The sequence below is a fragment of the Streptomyces sp. LUP47B genome (assembly GCF_001746295.1).
Classification (GTDB): domain Bacteria; phylum Actinomycetota; class Actinomycetes; order Streptomycetales; family Streptomycetaceae; genus Streptomyces.
The window spans coordinates 132,774-152,080 of sequence record NZ_MJAH01000015.1; the positions used below are offsets into that span (position 1 = coordinate 132,774).

12 protein-coding genes are annotated in these 19,307 nt (G+C 69.1%); 2 read left to right on the forward strand and 10 right to left on the reverse strand.

Annotation, left to right across the window (positions count from 1 at the left end; translation table 11 throughout):
* The first annotated feature begins 315 nt into the window (after positions 1-315).
* Positions 316-1,116: a 3-oxoacyl-ACP reductase FabG gene (fabG, locus tag BFN33_RS36060; RefSeq protein WP_069764408.1), complete on the forward strand. Its 801-nt coding sequence runs from the start codon at positions 316-318 to the stop codon at positions 1,114-1,116.
* 83 nt (positions 1,117-1,199) lie between these two features.
* Here fabG and BFN33_RS36065 read toward each other — a convergent pair whose 3' ends face one another.
* The 10 genes from BFN33_RS36065 to BFN33_RS36110 form a co-directional block, all read right to left on the reverse strand.
* Positions 1,200-2,378 (reverse strand): hydrolase, encoded by a 1,179-nt coding sequence (locus tag BFN33_RS36065; protein WP_069764409.1) that lies wholly within the window; start codon positions 2,376-2,378, stop codon positions 1,200-1,202.
* Positions 2,379-2,403: 25 nt separating this feature from the next.
* Positions 2,404-2,928 carry a flavin reductase family protein gene (locus BFN33_RS36070; RefSeq protein WP_079141168.1) on the reverse strand — a complete coding sequence of 175 codons (525 nt, stop codon included), beginning with the start codon at positions 2,926-2,928 and terminating at the stop codon, positions 2,404-2,406.
* Positions 2,925-4,634, reverse strand: coding sequence for an NAD(P)/FAD-dependent oxidoreductase (locus tag BFN33_RS36075; protein ID WP_069764410.1), 1,710 nt, complete (start codon positions 4,632-4,634; stop codon positions 2,925-2,927). Before BFN33_RS36075 ends, BFN33_RS36070 begins: the two co-directional genes overlap by 4 nt.
* 90 nt (positions 4,635-4,724) lie before the next feature.
* Positions 4,725-5,366 carry an antibiotic biosynthesis monooxygenase gene (locus tag BFN33_RS50460; RefSeq protein ID WP_079141169.1) on the reverse strand — a complete coding sequence of 214 codons (642 nt, stop codon included), beginning with the start codon at positions 5,364-5,366 and terminating at the stop codon, positions 4,725-4,727.
* A gap of 34 nt (positions 5,367-5,400) precedes the next feature.
* Positions 5,401-6,312: an MBL fold metallo-hydrolase gene (locus BFN33_RS36085; protein ID WP_069764411.1), complete on the reverse strand. Its 912-nt coding sequence runs from the start codon at positions 6,310-6,312 to the stop codon at positions 5,401-5,403.
* 49 nt (positions 6,313-6,361) lie between these two features.
* A complete protein-coding gene (locus BFN33_RS53390) occupies positions 6,362-6,547 on the reverse strand; it encodes an acyl-CoA carboxylase epsilon subunit (protein ID WP_069764412.1) in 186 nt (61 codons plus the stop codon).
* On the reverse strand, positions 6,544-6,768 hold the full coding sequence (locus BFN33_RS36095; protein WP_069764413.1) for an acyl-CoA carboxylase epsilon subunit: 225 nt from the start codon (positions 6,766-6,768) through the stop codon (positions 6,544-6,546). The genes BFN33_RS53390 and BFN33_RS36095 overlap by 4 nt, the downstream gene beginning before the upstream one ends.
* Positions 6,765-8,309, reverse strand: coding sequence for an acyl-CoA carboxylase subunit beta (locus tag BFN33_RS36100; RefSeq protein ID WP_079141171.1), 1,545 nt, complete (start codon positions 8,307-8,309; stop codon positions 6,765-6,767). Before BFN33_RS36100 ends, BFN33_RS36095 begins: the two co-directional genes overlap by 4 nt.
* Before the next feature lie 63 nt (positions 8,310-8,372).
* Entirely contained in the window at positions 8,373-9,866 is a 1,494-nt protein-coding gene (locus BFN33_RS36105; protein WP_069764415.1) for a cation:proton antiporter, read from the reverse strand.
* A gap of 351 nt (positions 9,867-10,217) precedes the next feature.
* On the reverse strand, positions 10,218-11,000 hold the full coding sequence (locus BFN33_RS36110) for an AfsR/SARP family transcriptional regulator (protein WP_069764416.1): 783 nt from the start codon (positions 10,998-11,000) through the stop codon (positions 10,218-10,220).
* Positions 11,001-13,046: 2,046 nt separating this feature from the next.
* On the opposite strand from BFN33_RS36110, the gene BFN33_RS36115 reads away from it, so the two are divergent.
* Positions 13,047-19,289, forward strand: a complete 6,243-nt coding sequence (locus BFN33_RS36115) for a DNRLRE domain-containing protein (RefSeq protein WP_079141173.1) — start codon at positions 13,047-13,049, stop codon at positions 19,287-19,289.
* Positions 19,290-19,307: the final 18 nt, after the last annotated feature.

Below are 19,307 nucleotides of genomic sequence, written 5' to 3' on the forward strand. Positions count from 1 at the left end.
CCTGGAGCCGGGCTCGCCGGGGCGCGAGGCCGGACGGCGCAGCCCGCCTGACCCGCCGGACAAGCCCCCACCCCCGGGCCTGATCCGCCGGGCAGGCCCGCGCCACTGGTCTGGAGCGGGGCCCGATCGGGGCGCGAGGCGTGACAGCGCAGCCGGCCTGACCCGCCGGGCAGGTCCCCGCCCCCGGCCTGGAGCCGGGCTCGACCGGGGTGCGAGGCATGACCGCACAGCCCGCCCGACCCGCCGGACAAGCCCCACCCCGGTCTGGAGCCGGGCTCGACCGGGGCGCGAGGCGGGACGGCGACGGTGGGGGGCATGGACACATCGACTTCCACCGCCACCGACCGCCGGGTCGCGCTGGTCACCGGTGCCACCAGCGGCATCGGCCACGAGATCGCCCGCACCCTGGCCCGCCAGGGCTACGCCGTCTACCTGTGCGCCCGCACCGACAAGACCCTTGAGGACACCCTCGCCGAGCTGCGCGCCGAAGGTCTCGACGTCGACGGCAGCACCTGCGACGTCACCTCGCCCGAGCAGGTGCGGGCGCTGGTCACCGCCGTCGTCGAGCGTTACGGGCGGCTCGACGTGCTGGTCAACAACGCCGGCCGGCCGGGCGGCGGCGCCACCGCCGAGGTGCCCGACGAGCTGTGGTTCGACGTCATCGACACCAACCTGAACAGCGTCTTCCTGGTCACCAAGGCGGCGCTGACCGGCGGCGGCATGCTGGAGCGCGGTACGGGGCGCATCGTCAACATCGCCTCCACCGGCGGCAAGCAGGGCGTGGTGCACGCCGCGCCGTACACCGCCTCCAAGCACGGCGTGGTCGGGTTCTCCAAGTCGCTGGGCCTGGAGCTGGCCAGGACCGGCATCACCGTCAACGCGGTCTGCCCGGGTTTCGTGGAGACCCCGATGGCCGAGCGGGTGCGCGAGCACTACGCCGGGATCTGGGGTGTGGACGAGCAGGAGGCGCACAGCCGGATCACCACCCGGGTGCCGCTCGGCCGCTATGTGGAGCCGAGCGAGGTGGCCGCGATGGTCTCCTATCTGGTCTCCCCGGGCGCGGCGGCGGTCACCGCGCAGGCGTTGAACGTCTGCGGCGGCCTCGGCAACTACTGATCGGCCCTTCTCCACGTGTAACGCCCGGGTGCCGGGACCTCGACGGAGGTTCCGGCACCCGGGCGTTGCGCGTGGCTCGCGGGTCAGACCTTGAGCACCTGGTCGACCCAGCCACGGGCGGCCGGCTCGAACTGCAGCGCCACATGGGTGGAGATGGCGGAGACGTCCCGCCACAGCCGCTGCATCGGGCCGTCAAGCGCCTGCCCCCGGGTGCCGGACTGGCGGAACAGCCGGTCCACCGCGGTCACCGAAAGGTCGACGGCGAGGGCGGAGTCCCGCAGGTTCCGGGTGGCTTCCAGCGGGCCGGTGACGGCACCCTCGTCGGCGAGCCGGGCTGCCCTGCCCAGCAGCAGCCGGGCCGCGTCCACCTCGCCGGCCGAACGGGCCAGCGCCTGCTCGGCGGAGCCCCGTACGCCCTGCACCCCGGTGGTGCCGGGCAGGTTCGGGGCGTTGCCGACCTTCTCGGCGAAGTACGCAGAGAAGGTGCGGACCATGCCGAGCGCGGCGCCGACCGCCGGTGCCGCGAACATCAGACCGTTGACCGCCTGGAGCGGGGCCCGGTGGCAGGCCGCCGCCACCCCGCCCCAGGCCTCACTCGTGCGCCCGGCGAACAGGTCGGCCCGGTCGAAGGAGAGGTGCTCGGGCACGAACACCTCGTCGAGGACCAGGGTGTTGCTGCCGGTGGCGGCCATGCCGACGCTGTGCCACGTGTCCTCGATGCGGTACGCGGAGCGCGGCAGGGCGAACAGCCGTGCCTCACTGCCCGTCCCGGTCTCCACCAGGCCGCACATCAGCGCCCAGTCCGAGTGGGCGACGCCGCTGATGTACGGCCAACGGCCGCGCACCAGCCAGCCGCCGGGGGCCGGTCCGGCCGTGCCGAACGGTGTCACCGATCCCACCAGCACCGCGTCCGGGCCGGCCGCCCAGATCTCGGCCTGGCCCTGCTCGGGCAGGAAGGCCCCCGCCATCCGGGCGATCGAGGCGATCAGTGAGGCGCACCAGGCGCTGGCCGGGCATTCCCCGGCGATCTCCTCGACCGCCTCCACCAGTTCGGTGAAGGAACCGGCGGTGCCTCCGACGGCGGCGGGGGCGAAGTGCCGGGCGAAACCCGCCCGGACGATCTCCTTCAGTACGGCGGGGTCGACGTCGCGGGCCCGTTCGGCGGCCTCGGCGCGGCGGCCGGCGGCAAGTGCGACGGCGGCCGCGGCGGTGGACAACCCGGTGGTCGACGACCCGATAGCGGGCGACCCGGCGGTGGGCATCTGTCTTCTCCTCACTACTCGGTGCTCAGGAGGCGGCCGGCAGCCGGTGGAAGGTGTTGCGGAAGAAGGTCAACGGCCCCTCCTCGCGCTGCACGGCCAGGTCGATCACCTCGCCGATGACGATCACGTGGTCGCCGCCGTCCACCTCGCGGTCAATCCGGCACTCCAGATAGGCCAGCGCGTCGGAGAGCACCGGCACGCCGGTGATTCCCGGCCGGGTGTCGGCCTCGACACTGTGCCGGGTGTGCCGGCTGGCGAAGGACCGGCACAGCTCCTCCTGGTCGGCGGCCAGGATGTTCACCGCGAAGGCGCCGGTCCGCCTGAAGACCGGCAGTTCGCCCGAGTCCTTGTGGATGCAGACCAGGATCAGGGCCGGGTCGAGCGAGACCGAGGTGAAGGAGTTCACCGTCAGTCCCACGGTCCGCCCGGTGCTGCCGGTGGTGATCACGGTGACGCCGGTGGCCCAGTTGGCGCAGACGCTGCGCAGCGCCTGTGGGTCCACCAGGGCCGGTTCCTGCTGCAGCACACTCGCCGCGCGGCGCTCGCTCATGCCGCACCGTCGAGCAGCGGGTCGACGAACAGGCCCTGGCTGCCCTCGGAGATCTCCTCCGCCTGAGCCAGGGTCAGCAGCACCGGCCCGGTGTACAGCCCGTCGCTCTGCCAGTCGTCGGGACGCAGGCTGATCGCGTACGGGTTGACCGGCACCTCCGGGTCGGGGGTGACGTCGAGCTTGCGGGCGGCCCGGTGGAAGACTGCGACCGCCAGCGCCTCGGCGACCCTGACGTCTCGGTCGAGTTCGGCGGCCAGTTCGTCGTCGTTGTAGTCGACGACGAGGGTGCCGTGGCTGTCCTTGATCGCCTTGGCCGGGACATAGGCGCCCGCCGGGCCGTCGGTGACGACCTTCTCCAGCTCGTTCCAGTCGCGGAAGACCTGCTGGACCCGGTCGTTGACCGTGAACAGCTTCTCGAGGTCGCCGCGCACGCGGCGCATGAACCCGTAGTCCAAGAAACGGTCCTTGACGAAGGTCAGCACCACGCCGACGTGGTTGAGCATGGCGTCCCAGCACAGCTTCGGCACCATCACCGCCGGGTTGCCGAAGGCCGGGTAGTGGTCCTCGACCTTGGAGAGCACGAACTCGAAGGTGCGCAGGTGGAGTTCGTTGTAGAACTCCAGCCGTTCGGCGATGTCCTCGCCCGCGAAGTCCCGGGTGACCAGGTCGGTGGTGACGCTGTTGCCGTAGCCGATTATGTCCGAGCCGGGAGAGTAGAAGGCGTCCGCGAAGGCGCCGGCCTCGCCGACCAGCATCCAGCGGTCCGGCGAGTACACCCGCTCGGTGCCGAAGGCGAAGTCCTTCAGGCTGATGAAGTCCGCGACGTCGCCGGTGCGGCCGTCGACCACCTCGGCCAGTTGCGGCTCGTTGGCGCGCAGCCACTCCTGGACCTTCTCGAAGGTCTGGATCCCCTCGTACGGGTGGACCCGCGGGTCCGCGCAGACGCCGACCGAGATGTGGTCCGAGCCCAGCGGGATCAGCCACACCCAGTAGCCCTCGCCCATCAGGTGGTTGGTGGAGAACCTGCGGATGCCGGGGCGGTTCGTCCGCGCCATCCACCGCGGGTCGTCCTTGCCCCACTCCTCCAGGTCGATGCCGCCGGTGAGGCGGAACCAAGAGGCGTTGATGGTGTGCGACACCTCGCGGGAAAGGCCCAGCTTCCGCTTGACGAAGTGGGCGCGGCCGGCCGCGTCGACCAGCCAGCGGGCGGTGATCGTACGCTGCTCGCCGCCCTGGGTGTAGGACACCGTGTGGTCCTCGTCGCCCTCGCGCAGCTCGATGTCGGTGATCGCGGCGCCCTGGCGCAGGTCGGCGCCCGCGTCCAGTGCCATCCGGGTCAGCTCGTTCTCGAACCGGCCGCGGTCGATCTGGTAGTTGTCGTGTGCCGGGAACTCCCGCGGGCCGAGCTCGATCCGCTTCGTGAGGTCGTGGTTGCCGCCCGCGGGCTGGAAGAACCGCAGGCCGTTCTTCTTGAGATGGAACTTCTCCAGGTGCTCCTTCATCCCGACGGTCTGTGCGAAGTAGTGCGCGCCCGCCGGCACCGTCGACTCACCGACCTTGAACGCCGCCTCCGGCGCCAGGCCCTGCCGCTTGTCGAGGATCACCACGTCCGTCTCCGGCCGGGCCTTCTTGAGCTGGACCGCGAGCGTGAGACCCGCGAGCCCGCCGCCGAGAATCACCACGTCGGTCGTAGCCTGATCCACCATCGCTCCTCCTGCTGGTAACAGTTCGTCAGAAGTCTGTGCGGGCGCTCTCGGGGCCCGCTCAAGCCCGCGTGGAAGCGGCCGCCGGTCGTTTCACACCACCTCGGCGACCACTTCGGCGACGACTTCGAACAGGCCCGGATTGGCCGTGGCGTACGGCGGGTTGACGGCTTTGCGGGCCTGGAACTCCGGGTCGGCCTGCAGCGCCTTCCACGCCTCTACGCTGGCGTAGTGGGCGACGTTCACGAGGGGCAGCGAGGCCTCGCCGAGCGCCTGATGCATCCGGAAGTCGACGAAGCCCGGTGAGCCGGCGGCCCGTTCGGCCCGGGGCCGCCAGGCGCCCAGGAACTCCTCGACCCGCTCGTTCGGCAGCTCGAAGGCGTTGACCATGGTCACGCCCGCGCCGTCCGCCCGCTGCCCGGACGCGGCTTCGCCGATCACCCGGTAGACGCCCCGGTGGACGGTCTTGGCGTACGTCTCCGCGCCCGGGCCGCCCCGCTCGCCGGCCGCCGCCGCGGTCAGGTCCGCGGCGCTCGCCCAGTCGGCGACCGCGACCAGCTGGAAGCGGTGCTCGGCGCGCAGGGCCCGGTGCAGGCGGGCACCACGGAAGCCGGGCGCGGTGCGCAGCAGCTCCAGGTGGGTGCGCCAACCGGCGATGAACTCCTCGGTGTTCTCCACCGGCGCTTCGAGCACCGCGATCAGGGTGACTGGGCCGCTCTCGTACTTCGTGCTCACGTGTCGTCCTCTTCCTGTGGGAATCGTTGTGTCGTCAGGCGTGGCAGGCGGGAAAGCCGCCGTGCAGCTCCGCCATGCCGCGGACCATCTCGTCGATGCCGGCGAAGTCCTCCGGGCGTCCGCCGCGCAGTTCGCCGTAGGCGCGGTGCAGGTTGGGGACCAGCCGTTCGGTGTCCAGGAAGTCGGCGAACTCGCCGAGGTCGGCGGCGCGGGCCGCCTCCAGCGGGTCCAGTCCCCCGGCGAGACCGGCCCTGGCCACGTCCAGCAGCCAGGCGAGGTAGCGCTCGGTGGTCTCGAGCAGCTCCGGGCCGCCGACGGGGCCGTGCCCGGGCACCACGGTGACCGCGTCGAGCGCCCGCAGCCGGGCTACCGCGTCGCGCAGACCGCTGACCGAGCCGGTCAGTACGAAGGGGGTGACCGCGTTCATCACCAGGTCGCCGGCGAACAGCACCTGGCGCTCCGGCAGCCACACCACCGTGTCGCAGGAGCTGTGCGCCGGGCCGAAGGCACGCAGCCGCACCTCCAACCCGCCGACGTGGAGCGTGAGTTCCTCGGCGAAGGTGACCTGGGGCGCGGCCGGTTCGACCGCGCCCCAGTCCACGTCGGGCCACAGGCCGGTCAGGTGCAGTCCGGTACGGATCGCCTCCTGCCGGGTCCGTTCGGCGGCCACCACCACCGCTTCCGGGAAGAGGTGGTTGCCGAAGGTGTGGTCGCCGTGCGAGTGGGTGTTGACGAGCAGCCGCGGAAGCTGCGGCGCGGCGCCCGCGACCAGCTCGCGCAGCCGTCCGGCCCGCGCCTCGGTGGCGACGGTGTCGATCAGCAGCGCGCTGTCGCCGTCGACCACCAGCCCCGCGTTGTTGAGGCACCAGCCCCCGTCGGGCTGCAGGAAGGCGTGAACCCCGTCGGCGATCTCTTCGAGTCTCGGTGCACCGGTGAAAGCTGCCATACGGCCACTGTCGTCCGGGCCCCTCGACGGCCACTCGAAGCGACCCTGATCAGCGGTCCGGGTGCCGGCTGTGCCCGGGCCGGAACGCAGGGGTGCGCTCCCAGCGGGCCGCGCTCGGCCGGTCCTCGGCGGCGCGGGCCGCCACGACCACCAGCAGCGCCGCSGTCTCCTCGGGCGTCGGCCGCCCRCGYTSGATCCGCASCAGSRGYCGCTCCTCGACGGCGGGCCCGGTCACCGGGCCAGACGCCARCTGTGCCCSGGCCGGAACGCTACCGTGCGCTCCCAGCGGTACCAGCGAGCCGTGCCCGGCCCCGGCGGGCTCGGCCGCTCTTCGGCGCCATTCCGGGCCGCGGCAACCGCCAGCAACGCCGCGGTCAGCGCCGCCACCTCCTCCGGCGTCGGCCGCCCGCGCTCGATCCGCACCAACAGCCGCTCCTCGGCAGCGGGCCCGGTCACTGCGGCGGGTTGCCGTGCTTGCGCATCGGCAGGTCGGCGTCCTTGGTGGCGAGCATCTCCAGGCCCCGCACCAGCACTGAGCGGGTATCGGCCGGGTCGATGACGTCGTCCACCAGGCCGCGCTCGGCCGCGTAGTACGGGTGCATCAGCTCGGTCCGGTACTCCTCGGTGCGTGCCTTGCGCACCGCCTCCGGGTCCTCGGCGGCGGCGATCTCCCGCCGGAAGATCACGCCCGCGGCGCCGTCGGCGCCCATCACGGCGATCTCGTTGGTCGGCCAGGCCAGCGCCAGGTCCGCGCCGATGGAACGCGAGTCCAGCACGATGTAGGCGCCGCCGTACGCCTTGCGCAGCACCACGGAGATCCGTGGCACCGTCGCGTTGCAGTACGCGTACAGCAGCTTGGCGCCGTGCCGGATGATGCCGTCGTGCTCCTGGCCGACGCCCGGCAGGAAGCCCGGCACGTCGACCAGGGTGACGATCGGGATGTTGAAGGAGTCGCAGGTCTGCACGAATCCGGCCGCCTTCTGCGAACTGTCGATGTCCAGCACGCCGGCCAGTGAGCGCGGCTGGTTGGCGACGATGCCCACTGCCCGCCCGCCGAGTCGCGCCAGGGTGCAGATCACGTTGGTCGCCCAGCGCTCGTGCACCTCGAGGTGCACCCCGTCGTCGACCAGTTCCTCGATCACCGCGCGCATGTCGTAGGGGCGGTTCCCGTCGCTGGGCACCAGTTCGTACAGCGCCTCACCGCGCCGGTCTGCCGGGTCGTCGGTGACCACCGCCGGCGGTTGCTCCCGGTTGTTCTGCGGCAGCAGCGACAGCAGATAGCGCACCTCCTCAAGACAGGTCTGCTCGTCGTCGTAGACGAAGTGCGCCACGCCGGACAGCTCCGCGTGCACATCGGCCCCGCCGAGACCGTTCTGGGTGATCTTCTCGCCGGTGACGGCCTGTACGACGTCCGGTCCTGTGATGAACATCTGGGAGGTCTCGCGGACCATGAAGACGTAGTCGGTCAGCGCCGGTGAGTACGCCGCGCCGCCTGCGCACGGGCCGAGCATCACCGAGATCTGCGGGATCACCCCGGAGGCACGGGTGTTGCGCTGGAAGATCCCGCCGTAGCCGGCCAGTGCGGAGACGCCCTCCTGGATCCGGGCGCCGGCGCCGTCGTTCAGCGACACCAGCGGGGCGCCCGCGGCGATCGCCAGGTCCATGATTTTGTGGATCTTCTGGGCGTGCGCCTCGCCCAGCGCACCGCCGAACAGCCGGAAGTCGTGGGCGTACACGAACACCGTGCGGCCCTCCACCGTCCCCCACCCGGTGATCACACCATCGGTGTGCGGACGGTTGCCCTCCAGCCCGAATCCGGTGGCCCGGTGTCGCCGCAGCGCCTCGACCTCCTGGAAGGAGCCCTTGTCGAGGAGCACGGCGATCCGCTCACGCGCCGTCAGTTTCCCTTTGGCGTGCTGCCGTTCGGTGGCCTCCGGACTGGGGCCGTCCAGGACGAGCTGTTTTAGTTCGTGCAGTGTGTCGACGCTCCGGCGCATCGGACTCGTCGCACTCGTGGGATGTGTTGTGTCATCGTCACGCATCGGATTCCGCCCCGTTTCTCATGGCTGACGTGTCCCGGCCGTTCCCTGAGTCTGTGAGGGGGCTTCGACCGGGAGCAAGCCGCCTCCAGGGGTCTGCGAGAGCTGGTCGAGCCGCAGCAGACGCAGCAGCGGGTCGGTCGCCACGGTGGTCACCAGGGTCATCACCACCAGCACCGCGAACAGCCGGGAGTCGATCACCCCCAGCGACAGACCGACGTTGAGCACCACCAGCTCCGTCAGGCCGCGGCAGTTCATCATCACGCCGAGCCCCAGTGACTCCCGGTTGCCCTCACCGGCGACCCGGGCCGCAGCGAACGTCCCGCCGATCTTGCCGGCCACGGCCACCAGCAGCACCAGACCGAGCACGCCCAGCGCGGAGAGCGAGAACACCGACTGCAGCCGGGTCTGCAAACCCACCGCGGCGAAGAAGAACGGCAGCAGCAGCCACAGCGCCAGGCCCTCGGTCCGGTGCGCGAAGTCCCGCACCGTCCGGGAGGAGCGCGGCATGACCACGCCCGCCAGGAAGGCGCCGAAGATCGCGTGCACCCCGAGCACATTGGTGGTCACCGCGCAGATCAGCACGAAGAAGGTGATCAGTGTGCCGATCGGCAGCACTCCGCCGCGCCGGCTCTCCAGCACCCGCAGCACATGCGCCAGCGCCGGGCGCACCACGAACCACAGCAGCAGGGTGAAGGCCACCACCTCGGCCACGGCGACCAGCACACCGAGCGGCGAGTCGCTGCGCACCTCGGCGACCACCACACCCAGCGCACACCAGGCGGTGACGTCACCGACGCCGGCCATGGCCAGGCCCATCGCGCCCAGCCGGGTGCCTGTCAGTCCGCGGTCGGCGAGGATCCGGGCCAGCACCGGGAAGGCGGTGACCGACACCGACAACGCCACGAACAGCAGGAACGGCCCGGTGTGCACCCCGTCGGGCTGATACTCGTCACGCAGTCGCAGCGCGGCGAACATGCCCAGCAGGAAGGGCACGGCGAGCGCCGCGTGCCCCGCGGAGAGCACCTTGCCGCCGAGTCTGCGCAGCATGGTCAGCGGCATCTCGAGGCCGATCAGGAACATGAAGAAGACCACGCCCACCTGCGCCAGGTTGTTCATGATCGGCGTCACCGCCGCGGGGAACACCTCCTTGGAGACTCCGGGTGCCAGCTCCCCGAACACCGAGGGTCCGAGCAGCAGGCCGGCCAGGATCTCCCCGACGACCGGCGACTGACCGACCGCCCGGGCCGCCAGCCCCAGCACCCCCGCCGTCGCGACCACCACGGCCCCGGCCACCAGCACCTGCCCGGCCAGGTCGGCCGGCTCGGCCGCCTTCGTCGCGCCGGTGATCTCCTTCACCGGGTGGTCGACGCCGTATCTCAGCAGCAGCAACGCCAGTGCCAGGGGTACGACGACCAGCAGGCCGTAGCTGATCAGGGCACGGGCGGCGCCGTGGAAGCGGGGTGGGTCGCCCCCGGGTTCGTTCACGAGGGACGAGGTTGGATCGTGCGTCATGGCGAGGCTCTCCTCACAGGACGATGGCTGCGTCAGGACGATGGCTGCGCCGCCGCGCCTGGAGCCGGGGTGGTGCGGCCGGTACGCGGGCGGCCGGTCTGCGGCAGTTGGCCTGCGGGCAGCCGGTCCGCGGGCGGCCGGTCCGCAGGCGGCCGGTCCGCAGGCGGCCGGTCCGCAGGCGGCNCGGCCGGTCCGCGGGCGGCCGGTCCGCGGGCGGCCGGTCCGCGGGCGGCCGGTCTGCAGGCGGTCCGCGGCAGCCAGCTGGCAGGCAGCCGGTCCGCGGGCAGCCGCGGACCGGTCCGGGACGGAGTCGCTGCTCCGTCCCGGACCTGTCGGGTGGGTGACGCGGGATCAGCCGGTGCGCAGCAGGGCGGTCACGGAGCCGCCGTGCACCCCGTTGAGCACCTCGGCCTGAAGCCGCTGCACGTCCGGGGCCGGTTCCAGGCCCAGCTCGGACTTGAGCACCCTGCGCAGGTCCTGGTACGCCCGCAAGGCCTCGGCGCGGCAGCCCGCGGCGCGCAGTGAGTCGATCAGCTGGGCGTGCAGCCGCTCGTTGAGCCGGTGCTCCGCGACCAGCGACCGCAGTTCGGGGATCAGTTCCTGGTGCCGGCCGAGCCGGGCGTCCGCCTGGATGCGCAACTCCAGTACACGCAGCCGCAGTTCGCACAGGTGCGCCTTGTGGATCGTCAGCTCCGGCCCCAGGTTGATGTCGGCCAGCGCATGGCCGCGCCACAGGCCGAGTGCCTGCCGCAGCCGCTCGGCGGCCTCCGCGACATGACCCTGACGCCACAGGCAGCGGCCCTGGTCGGCCACGGCCAGAAAGCGCTCGGCGTCGGTCTCCCCGGTGCGCAGGACGTAGCCCGGCGCCTTGGTGACGATGTCGCAGCGCCGGTCACCCTGGGGTATGGAGTCCAGGATCCGGCGCAGTTGGTAGACGTAGGTCTGCAGTGTGGTGGCCGCACTGCGCGGCGGCCGGTCGTCCCACAGTTCGGCGAAGAGGGTGTCGGTACCGACCACCCGGTTCGCGTTGAGCGCCAGCAGCGCCAGCACCGCCTTGACCCGCGGTGCGGTCGGCGCCAGGTCGCGCCCACCCGCGATGACCTCCAATTGCCCTAGCACATTGATCGTGACCACGATCTTTTCCCCCGTTCACAGTTGTCTCGCTCCCCGTCGTCGCGGAATCGATTCGATTTCAACCAATTACCTGTCGATGCCGCAGAGGCAACAATGCCTTTTTAACGGGCCCCGCGCCAGAACCTCTCAAGCCCACCTCGAGCCGTACTTGAGAGCTGAGGAATATTGGAAGTGCAGGCCGGGCACCCCTTTAGATAGCACGGTCACGTAACTCCACCAGAACTTAGTAAAATCGGGTGCCTTGATTGTGAATTCCCGGTTGCCGGTAGGAGCACTTGCCCAGGAAGCATGGCATAGGCGGATATCAGACGACATGTCTGCATTCCGACTCTCCGGCTACTGCTCCTGTGCAGGTGGGAGCACCTGCCGAAGCCGGGAAGCGCCGCCCCCAAGCCGCCCGCCCCCGAAGGCACCAGGTGTCGACCTGTCGAGTGTGTGAAATGGAACACTGGATCCGCGCACTCAAACAAGCGGAAAGAAGAATTCCACCTCGCGGCATGATTGCCCACTCTGTCGAAGATTTCCGGATCACCCCGACTTCCTGATTGCAGGGTCGGTACAGATGGAAAGCGCTTGAGTGCCGCCGCGTCGGGTGGACAGATGAGTCGTGCTGTATGCCGGGGCTGTAGAAATCTCAACCAACAACGGCGAAAGATACCGCCGGTAGCCGCCTGAGTTGCCTGAGCCCGGCCGGTACGGCAGCGTCCGGACGCTCTGCGCGTCGGCTCGGGTCAGACGAATCCTGTGGGCCGCGGCAAGCACGGCTGGAAGATCCACCTCACCACTGAGCGGACTGCCATCTCGGGGGCCAACGTCCACGACAGTCAGGCCTTCAGCCCGCTCGTCCAGGCCGAGCTACGTGGCGACAAGGGCTACGACTACCACCACCTGCGGGCTGGTTACGCTTGCGTGGTATCACGCCGCGGATCGCCCACAAGGGCAAAGACTCCAGCCAGCGACTGGACCGGCACTGCTGGAAGACCACGGCCTGGCTCGCTCGCCGGGTACCTGCGCCTGCGCCGCGCCAAGAACGCATAGCCAGCCACTTCCTCGCCTCACCAGCGTCTCCCTCACCAGCGTCTCTGTGCCCTCAGCTGCCACCGGCGGCACACCAACCAAGACGACTTGCAAGTGTCTGGGCGGAAGAGTCGTCGGAGACGACGTGCACCGAAGCCGTCCTGGTCGCTGAGACCACGACCTGAGCCGGCCCGGGACCGTCGCAGGAGTGACGCCGCAGAGGCCGTTGATGCCTGGGTCGTCGCGAGGTTGGCCTCCGCGTCCGAAGTAGCCGTATCGGCCTGGCGGTTGTCGTCGACCTTCTGGTCGACCATGATTTTGGTGCCTTTGAGCGCCGCCTCGAAACAGTTGAGCCAGGTTGATCCAGGCGGCCACCGAGAAGGCCGTCGAGGTGCCGACGACCGGTCCTGACGCGGCGGCATTGCCGCCTGCAATGAGGTTCAGGCCGTGGGCGCCGGATGTTGGGGCCACCCCATCCGGGCCGCTGCGGCGGGTACTGCTGCTGGCTCATGCCCCCCTGGGACCCATGTCGTGCTGTGCAAGGGGGATGAATCGCAGAGGTCACGCACAGTTTCCCGATGAAGATGGATTCACCTGAACGGGGTGAACTCATCGTAAACCGCCTGCTCCTGGCGTCCGACACTCATCCAGAGACGTCGAAGCCACGGCGCCCGATGGATGCCCAAACATCCACGCGACGACCTCCGTTGCCAGCGTCAAACGTGGAACGGCGGCGCCGGGCAGTGCTGGTGAGTCATCGTCAAACACTTTCCCCCCAGAGGCTTTTGAGCAGTCCAAGTGATACAGATCACTCAAGTCACCGCCACCTCACCGCCCGCCTTCTGTGATCTTGTCACCCTTTCCGATCTTTACTCAATGCATACATTCTCTTTTGAATTGCATGGGTGACGCCAAGAGCGTGAGAGAAATCGGGGAATCATGAAGGTTCACAGACCTGCGCCACGACTGCGCGGGAGACTCTGGCCCCCGGGGGCCGGTCGCTGGACAGCGGGCAGTATCGCCTTGACCATGGCCATTACCCTGCTCGACGCGACCAGTTCGGGGGCGGTCTCGCAGACCCGAACGTTGGACGCGCCGAAGAAGGCGACAGCGACCCAGGCAGCTGACATACCTTCCGCCCGCGTCGCTGCGAGGCTGTCCGGCAAGCGTGTTGAGGCACTCTCGGAACGTACCGAGATGTCGACGACGTGGGTGAACAAGGACGGCAGTCTCACCAGTGAGTTTGCGGCGGGCCCGGTTCGCTTCGAGCGCGACGGCAAGTGGGTCGATGTCGACGTCGAACTGCGCGAAAGCGGATCAGGGGTCGAGCCGGTCGCGCACCCGGAAGGGCTGCGGCTCGCGGGCAAGGCGGGTACGCCGGCGAAGTCGCTGAAGGCGGCTCGTGAGGCCAAGGCCACCGACCTGGTGACGCTCGGCGAAGGCGACCAGCAGATCACCCTTCAGTGGAAGGGCGGACTGCCCAAGCCGAAACTGGACGGTACACGCGCGGAGTACGTCAACGCGCTACCCGGCGCAGACGTGGTCGTCGAGGCCACCCGCACCGGCTTCGAGCAGTTTGTGGAGATCAAGCAGCGCCCGGACGCCGGCGCCTACTCCTACACGCTGCCGCTGAAGGCCAAGGGCCTGAAAGCCAAGCAACTAGCCGACGGCAGCGTCCTGTTCACCGACGAGAAGAACAAGAAGCGAGCCGTGATGCCCGCGCCGGTGATGTGGGACGCCACCGTCGACAAGAAGTCGGGCGAGCACACGAACCGGGCCAAGGTCGGCCTGAAGGTGGTGCGGAAGGGCTCCGCCTTCGATCTGGTGGTCACCCCGGACGCGAAGTTCCTCGCGAACTCCGACACTCAGTACCCGGTCACCGTCGACCCGTCCACCTCCTCGTTGTCCAACGTCTTCGACACCTACGTGCAGCAGGGCGAGACGGTCGACTGGTCCACTGACACCGAGCTGGACCTGGGTAACCCCGGCACGACCAACTCCAACGGGACTCCGCGCACCGCGCGCTCCTTCATCTCCTGGAACACCACACCGATCCAGGACGCGCTGGTTCTGGATGCCAAGCTGTCGCTTTGGAACTTCCACTCCGGCAACAACACCGACTGCGCGCTCTACCCGTGGGAGGTGTGGTCGACCGGTGCGGCCTCGACGTCGTCGCGCTGGACGGCGCAGCCGTCGTGGACCGCGAAGAAGGCCACCTCAACCGAGACCCGCGGCAATACCGCCTGTACCGCACAGCCGGACGGCTGGATCAACTCCGACGTGACCGCGCTGGTGCAGGAGTGGGCTTCGGCCAAGGCCACCCGCGGCCACATGGGACTGCGGGCTTCCGGCGAGTCGGTCGTGGCGCAGTGGAAGCGAGTCAACTCCGCGAACGCCGCCTCGAACCCGCCCAAGCTCGTCGTCAACTACAACTACCGCCCGCGCACCGGTACCAAGCAGGAGGCCGGCCCGCCGTACTTCTCCTACGGCGGCGCCTACACGGTCAACACCACGACACCCACGCTGCGCGACACCTTCGTCGATGCCGACGGTGACAAGGTCAACGGCACCTTCCAGATCTACGACAACGCCACCAACACGCAGGTGGGCGACGTCATCGTCTCGCCGTACGTGCCCTCCGGGCAGGCCTCCTCGGTCACTGTGCCCTCCGGGATGCTGAGCAACGGCAAGACGTACAAGTTCCGTACCTCGCCGTATGACGGGGCGCACTACAACACCGGCTGGTCGGCGTGGAAGACCTTCACGGTCGACACCGCCGCGCCGTCCGCCCCCACCGGGGTCACATCGACGGACTATCCGTCGAGCACATGGGTCAAGGGGGCGGGTCAGACAGGGACGTTCAGCGTCATACCCAACGGTACGGACCACAACTGGCTGGAGTGGTCGCTGGATGGCGTGACCTGGACGAAGGTCGCGACCGGCGGCTCCAGTGCAGCCAAGGCCATCAACATCATCCCGCCCGAGGACGGCACCCACCTCCTCCAGGTGCGGCAGGTGGACAAGGCGGACAACAAGTCCGAGGCGGTCGATTACACCTTCCACGCCGGGCCCGGTGGCTTCGTCCAGCCAGATGACGGTGAGCGCACAGCCCGCCGTCTTCCGTTGGTCGCGGAGGCCGACGGCAGCAAGTACAACGCGGTGTCGTTCTCCTGGCGGCGCTCCGAGGCCGATCCCTGGGTGCGCATTCCCGCAGGTGACGTCACTGCTGGTGGAACGCCTCTGACGTCCTGGCCGGTGCCCCTGGTCAGCGGTAAGAACGCCGCCTTGGTGTGGAATGCCACCGACACGGTGAATCCGGACGGAACAGTCGAGATCAAGGCCGACTTCACCGGCCCGAACGCGGCCTCGGGCAGCACACGGTCCATCGATGTGATCGTGGACCGCAACGCGACGGGCGCCGCGGCCGAAGAGGTCGGGCCGGGAGAGTTGAACCTCCTCACGGGCGACTACTCGCTGTCCGCGGAGGACGCTTCCGGCTTCGGACTGTCAGTGTCCCGGACGGCCTCGTCGCGCACACCTGACCAGGCAGCCCAACAGGACGGCCAGGCGGCGATCTTCGGCAAGGAGTGGGTCTCCGGCACCGTGGCGGAGGCGACGGAGTCGGACTACTCGCACATCCGCCGGATCTCCGACACAGCCGTCGCCGTCGTCGACGTCGAGGGTACGGAAACACACTTCACCGCGAACGCCGCCAAGACCGCATGGGTCCCCGAGACCGGCTCCGAGTACCTGACGCTCACAGGCAGCGTGTCCGGTTCGTTCACACTCTCGGACACCGATGGCACGGTCACCGCATTCACCAAAGCAGACACGGCCTCCGTGACCTGGCAGGTGTCCTCCACTCTGATGGAAGGCCTGCCCAACTCCACCACCACGGTGGTCTCCGAGACCGTGACGGTGGACGGCCAGGCGCTGGCCCGCCCGAAGCGGATCATCGCCCCGACCTCCGCAGCGAGCGCCGCGACATGCACGGCGACGCCGTCGACCAAGGGCTGCCGCTCGGTGGAGTTCGTCTACGCCACCGCCACCACCGCCACGTCCTCCGCGTTCGGCGACTTCCTCCGCCAGGTCAAGGAGGTCCGCCTGTGGTCCACCGAGCCCGGTGCCGCCTCGGCCAGTGCCAAGACCGTGCAGACCTTCGCCTACGACACGGCCGGCCGACTGCGTCAGGCGTGGAACCCGCAGGTCAGCCCGGCGCTGAAGACCGAGTACGCCTACGACACGGCCGGGCGGGTCACCGGCCTGACCCCGGCCGGGGAACTGCCGTGGACGTTCACCTACGGCAAGGTGGGCACCTCCGCCACCGCAGCTGAGGGCATGCTGCTGAAGGTGTCCCGCTCCGGCCTTCAGCAGGGGAGCAAGGATGTCGCGTCCGGTACCGCGTCCACGTCTGTCGTGTACGACGTCCCGCTGACCGGCACGGCCGCTCCACACACGATGAGCGCGGCGGAGGTCAAGAAGTGGGGCCAGTTGGATGCCCCGACCGATGCGACTGCGCTGTTCCCCGCGGACGTGGTACCCGCTTCGCACGACGGCAGTGCCCTGACCGCCACCGGCTATACACGCGCCACGATCAGCTACCTGGGAGTCTCCGGTCACGAGGTCAACACGGCCGCTCCAGGTGGATACATCAGCACAACCGAGTACGACCGCTTCGGCAACACCGTTCGCGAACTCTCGGCCGGCAACCGCGCCGTCGCCCTCGGAATCAGCACCGCAGACCGGGCCGTACAAGCCGACCTGGGCATCGGATCGCTGTCCGCTGCCGAACGGGCGAACCTTCTGGCCGCCACCTCGCTCTACGACGAGACCGGCATACGCGAACTGGAGAAACTCGGCCCGCTTCGTCGTATAGACCTGACCGCAGACTTGAAGTCGGGGAGCACCACCTTGGTCCCGGCGGGTTCCCCGGTGACGGCCCGCAGCTGGGTCATCAACGAGTACGACACGGGCCGACCGACGGACGGCACGGCGACAGTCAGGGACCAGCTCACCAAGAGCACCGTAGGCGCGCAGGTCCGGGAGCACCCCACAGTGCACGGCGAGACCAAGACATCCGTGGTCTCCTATGACTGGGCAAGGGGGCTGGCGACACAGAACGTGCAGGATCCCGGCGGCCTGGCGATCACCACCAAAACGGAGTACGACGCCCAGGGCCGCGTCATCAAGCAGCTCCGGCCCGGTGCCACCGGCACGGACGCCGCGACTCGAGTGACGACTTACTGGAGCGCCACCGGTTCGGGCGCCTGTCAGGGCCGTCCGGAGTGGGCCGACCTGGTCTGCTCCACCGGAGTCGCCGGCGCCATCACCGGCGGCGGCACCAACCCGTCCCAGGTACCGACCACCACCACCGAATACAACTGGTGGGGCCGATCGGCGACGGTACGCGACACTGCGAACGGCAGCACCCGGACCACCACGATCCAGTACGACGCGGCCGGCCGTCCCATCAAGACGACCATCAGCGGAGGCATCGGGCAAGCCGTTCCCGAATCCACCACGGAGTACGACCCGGCGACAGGTCATCCCGTGAAACTGACCTCAGCGACCGGCGGCACCATCAGCAAGGCTTACGACAAACTCGGCCGCCAGATCTCGTACACCGACGCCGATGGTGGTGTCACGACCACCGAGTACGACCTGCTCGACCGCCCGGCCAAGACAACGGACAACTCGCCCTCTACCGTCACGTACACCTACGACCACTCGATCGAGCCGCGTGGCCTCGCCACAAAGGCAACCGACTCCGTCGCTGGTGTCTTCCAGGCCACCTACGACGCCGATGCGTCCCTCGCCTCGCAGAAGCTGCCCGGCGGCTACACCCTGCAGCAGACGGAGGACACCACTGGGGCTGTCGTCAGGCGCACATACACCCGCGACAGCGACGGCCTCAGTGTCATGGCCGACACCGTGACCCGCTCTGTTCTCGGGCAGGCCGTCACCCACGCGGGCTGGTCCAACCAGTCCTACACCTACGACAAGCTCGGTCGTCTCACCACCGTGGACGACACCACCAGCACCGTCTGCACCAGGCGGACGTACGCCTTTGACAACCGCAACAACCGCACTTCGCTGGCCACCGCGGCCGGCGCCCCCGGCCTGGACTGCCCCACCACGGGCGGCACAGCCGACAACCACACCTACGACAGTGCCGACCGCATCGTCGACACCGGCTACACCTACGACGTCTTCGGCCGAGCCACCGCGACCCCCGGCAGCGGCACGATCGCGTACTACGCCAATGACCTCGCCTACCAGCAAACCGAGAACGGAAAGCGCCAGACCTGGCAGCTCGACGCCAGCCTGCGGTTCCGCTCCTGGAAGACCGAGACCGGCAGCGGCTCCACCTGGACCCAGACCGCGTCCAAAATCAACCACTACGACAGCGACGACGGCAGCCCTCGTTGGATCACCGAGGACACCACCACGGGCGCGCTGACACGCAACGTGAGGGGCCTCGACGGTAGCCTGGCAGCCACTACGGGCAAGACCGGCGGCACCGTCCTGCAGTTCACCAACATCCACGGGGACGTCAGCCTCCTGCTCCCTCTGGACACCAGTGTCGCGCCGACCGCCCTGGACGCCGACGAGTACGGCAACTCCAAAGTCGGCCAGACCCAAGCCCGCTACAACTGGCTCGGAAGCCAAGGCGTTTCCAACGACGCCTTGGGTGGTCTGCTGGTCACGGGAGTTCGGGTGTACAACCCGGCAACCGGGCTCTTCCTCTCACCTGATCCCGTGGTGGGGGGAAACGCCAACGCCTACGGTTACCCCACCGATCCGGTCAACTTCATGGATGCGGACGGCAGGTTCGCCATTCCTCTGGGGGTCCCCTACCTCCTCGGTGTCGGAACCGCGATCCTGGTCGCCTATGTCATCCTTCTGGCTACGAGCTGGATCTGCGGGCAAATCGGGTGCTCAATCAGCCTACCCGGACCGAACGTCGCCATTCCGAACAAGAACTCCAACTCGGCCAAGAAGTACAAGAAAACCGCGTACATCGGCTACATGATCCACTACAAGGGCAAGATCTGGAAATACGGGATATCCCGCGTCGGCACGAGCAGGCCGGCCAGCCAGATCAGTACCTGCAACAGGTACTACGGAACCATCGGTGGTTGCAGGTACACCGTGATGAGGCGCATGACGGGCTGGCTCAACGCCCGCAGCTGGGAAACAGCCATGATCCTCAAGTACGTGGCCAGGCATCGCCACTGCCCGCCAGGGCAGGCCAAAAAAATCTGCGTGTAAGGACCCGCACACGTCGGG

Coding starts and splice junctions, on each gene's coding strand:
- BFN33_RS36075 (WP_069764410.1), bottom strand. CDS start 4,634: ATGGTGGATCAGGCTACGACCGACGTGGTGATTCTCGGCGGCGGGCTC.
- BFN33_RS36105 (WP_069764415.1), bottom strand. CDS start 9,866: ATGACGCACGATCCAACCTCGTCCCTCGTGAACGAACCCGGGGGCGAC.
- BFN33_RS36085 (WP_069764411.1), bottom strand. CDS start 6,312: ATGGCAGCTTTCACCGGTGCACCGAGACTCGAAGAGATCGCCGACGGG.
- BFN33_RS36115 (WP_079141173.1), top strand. CDS start 13,047: ATGGCCATTACCCTGCTCGACGCGACCAGTTCGGGGGCGGTCTCGCAG.
- BFN33_RS36065 (WP_069764409.1), bottom strand. CDS start 2,378: ATGCCCACCGCCGGGTCGCCCGCTATCGGGTCGTCGACCACCGGGTTG.
- BFN33_RS36070 (WP_079141168.1), bottom strand. CDS start 2,928: ATGAGCGAGCGCCGCGCGGCGAGTGTGCTGCAGCAGGAACCGGCCCTG.
- fabG (WP_069764408.1), top strand. CDS start 316: ATGGACACATCGACTTCCACCGCCACCGACCGCCGGGTCGCGCTGGTC.
- BFN33_RS36100 (WP_079141171.1), bottom strand. CDS start 8,309: ATGCGCCGGAGCGTCGACACACTGCACGAACTAAAACAGCTCGTCCTG.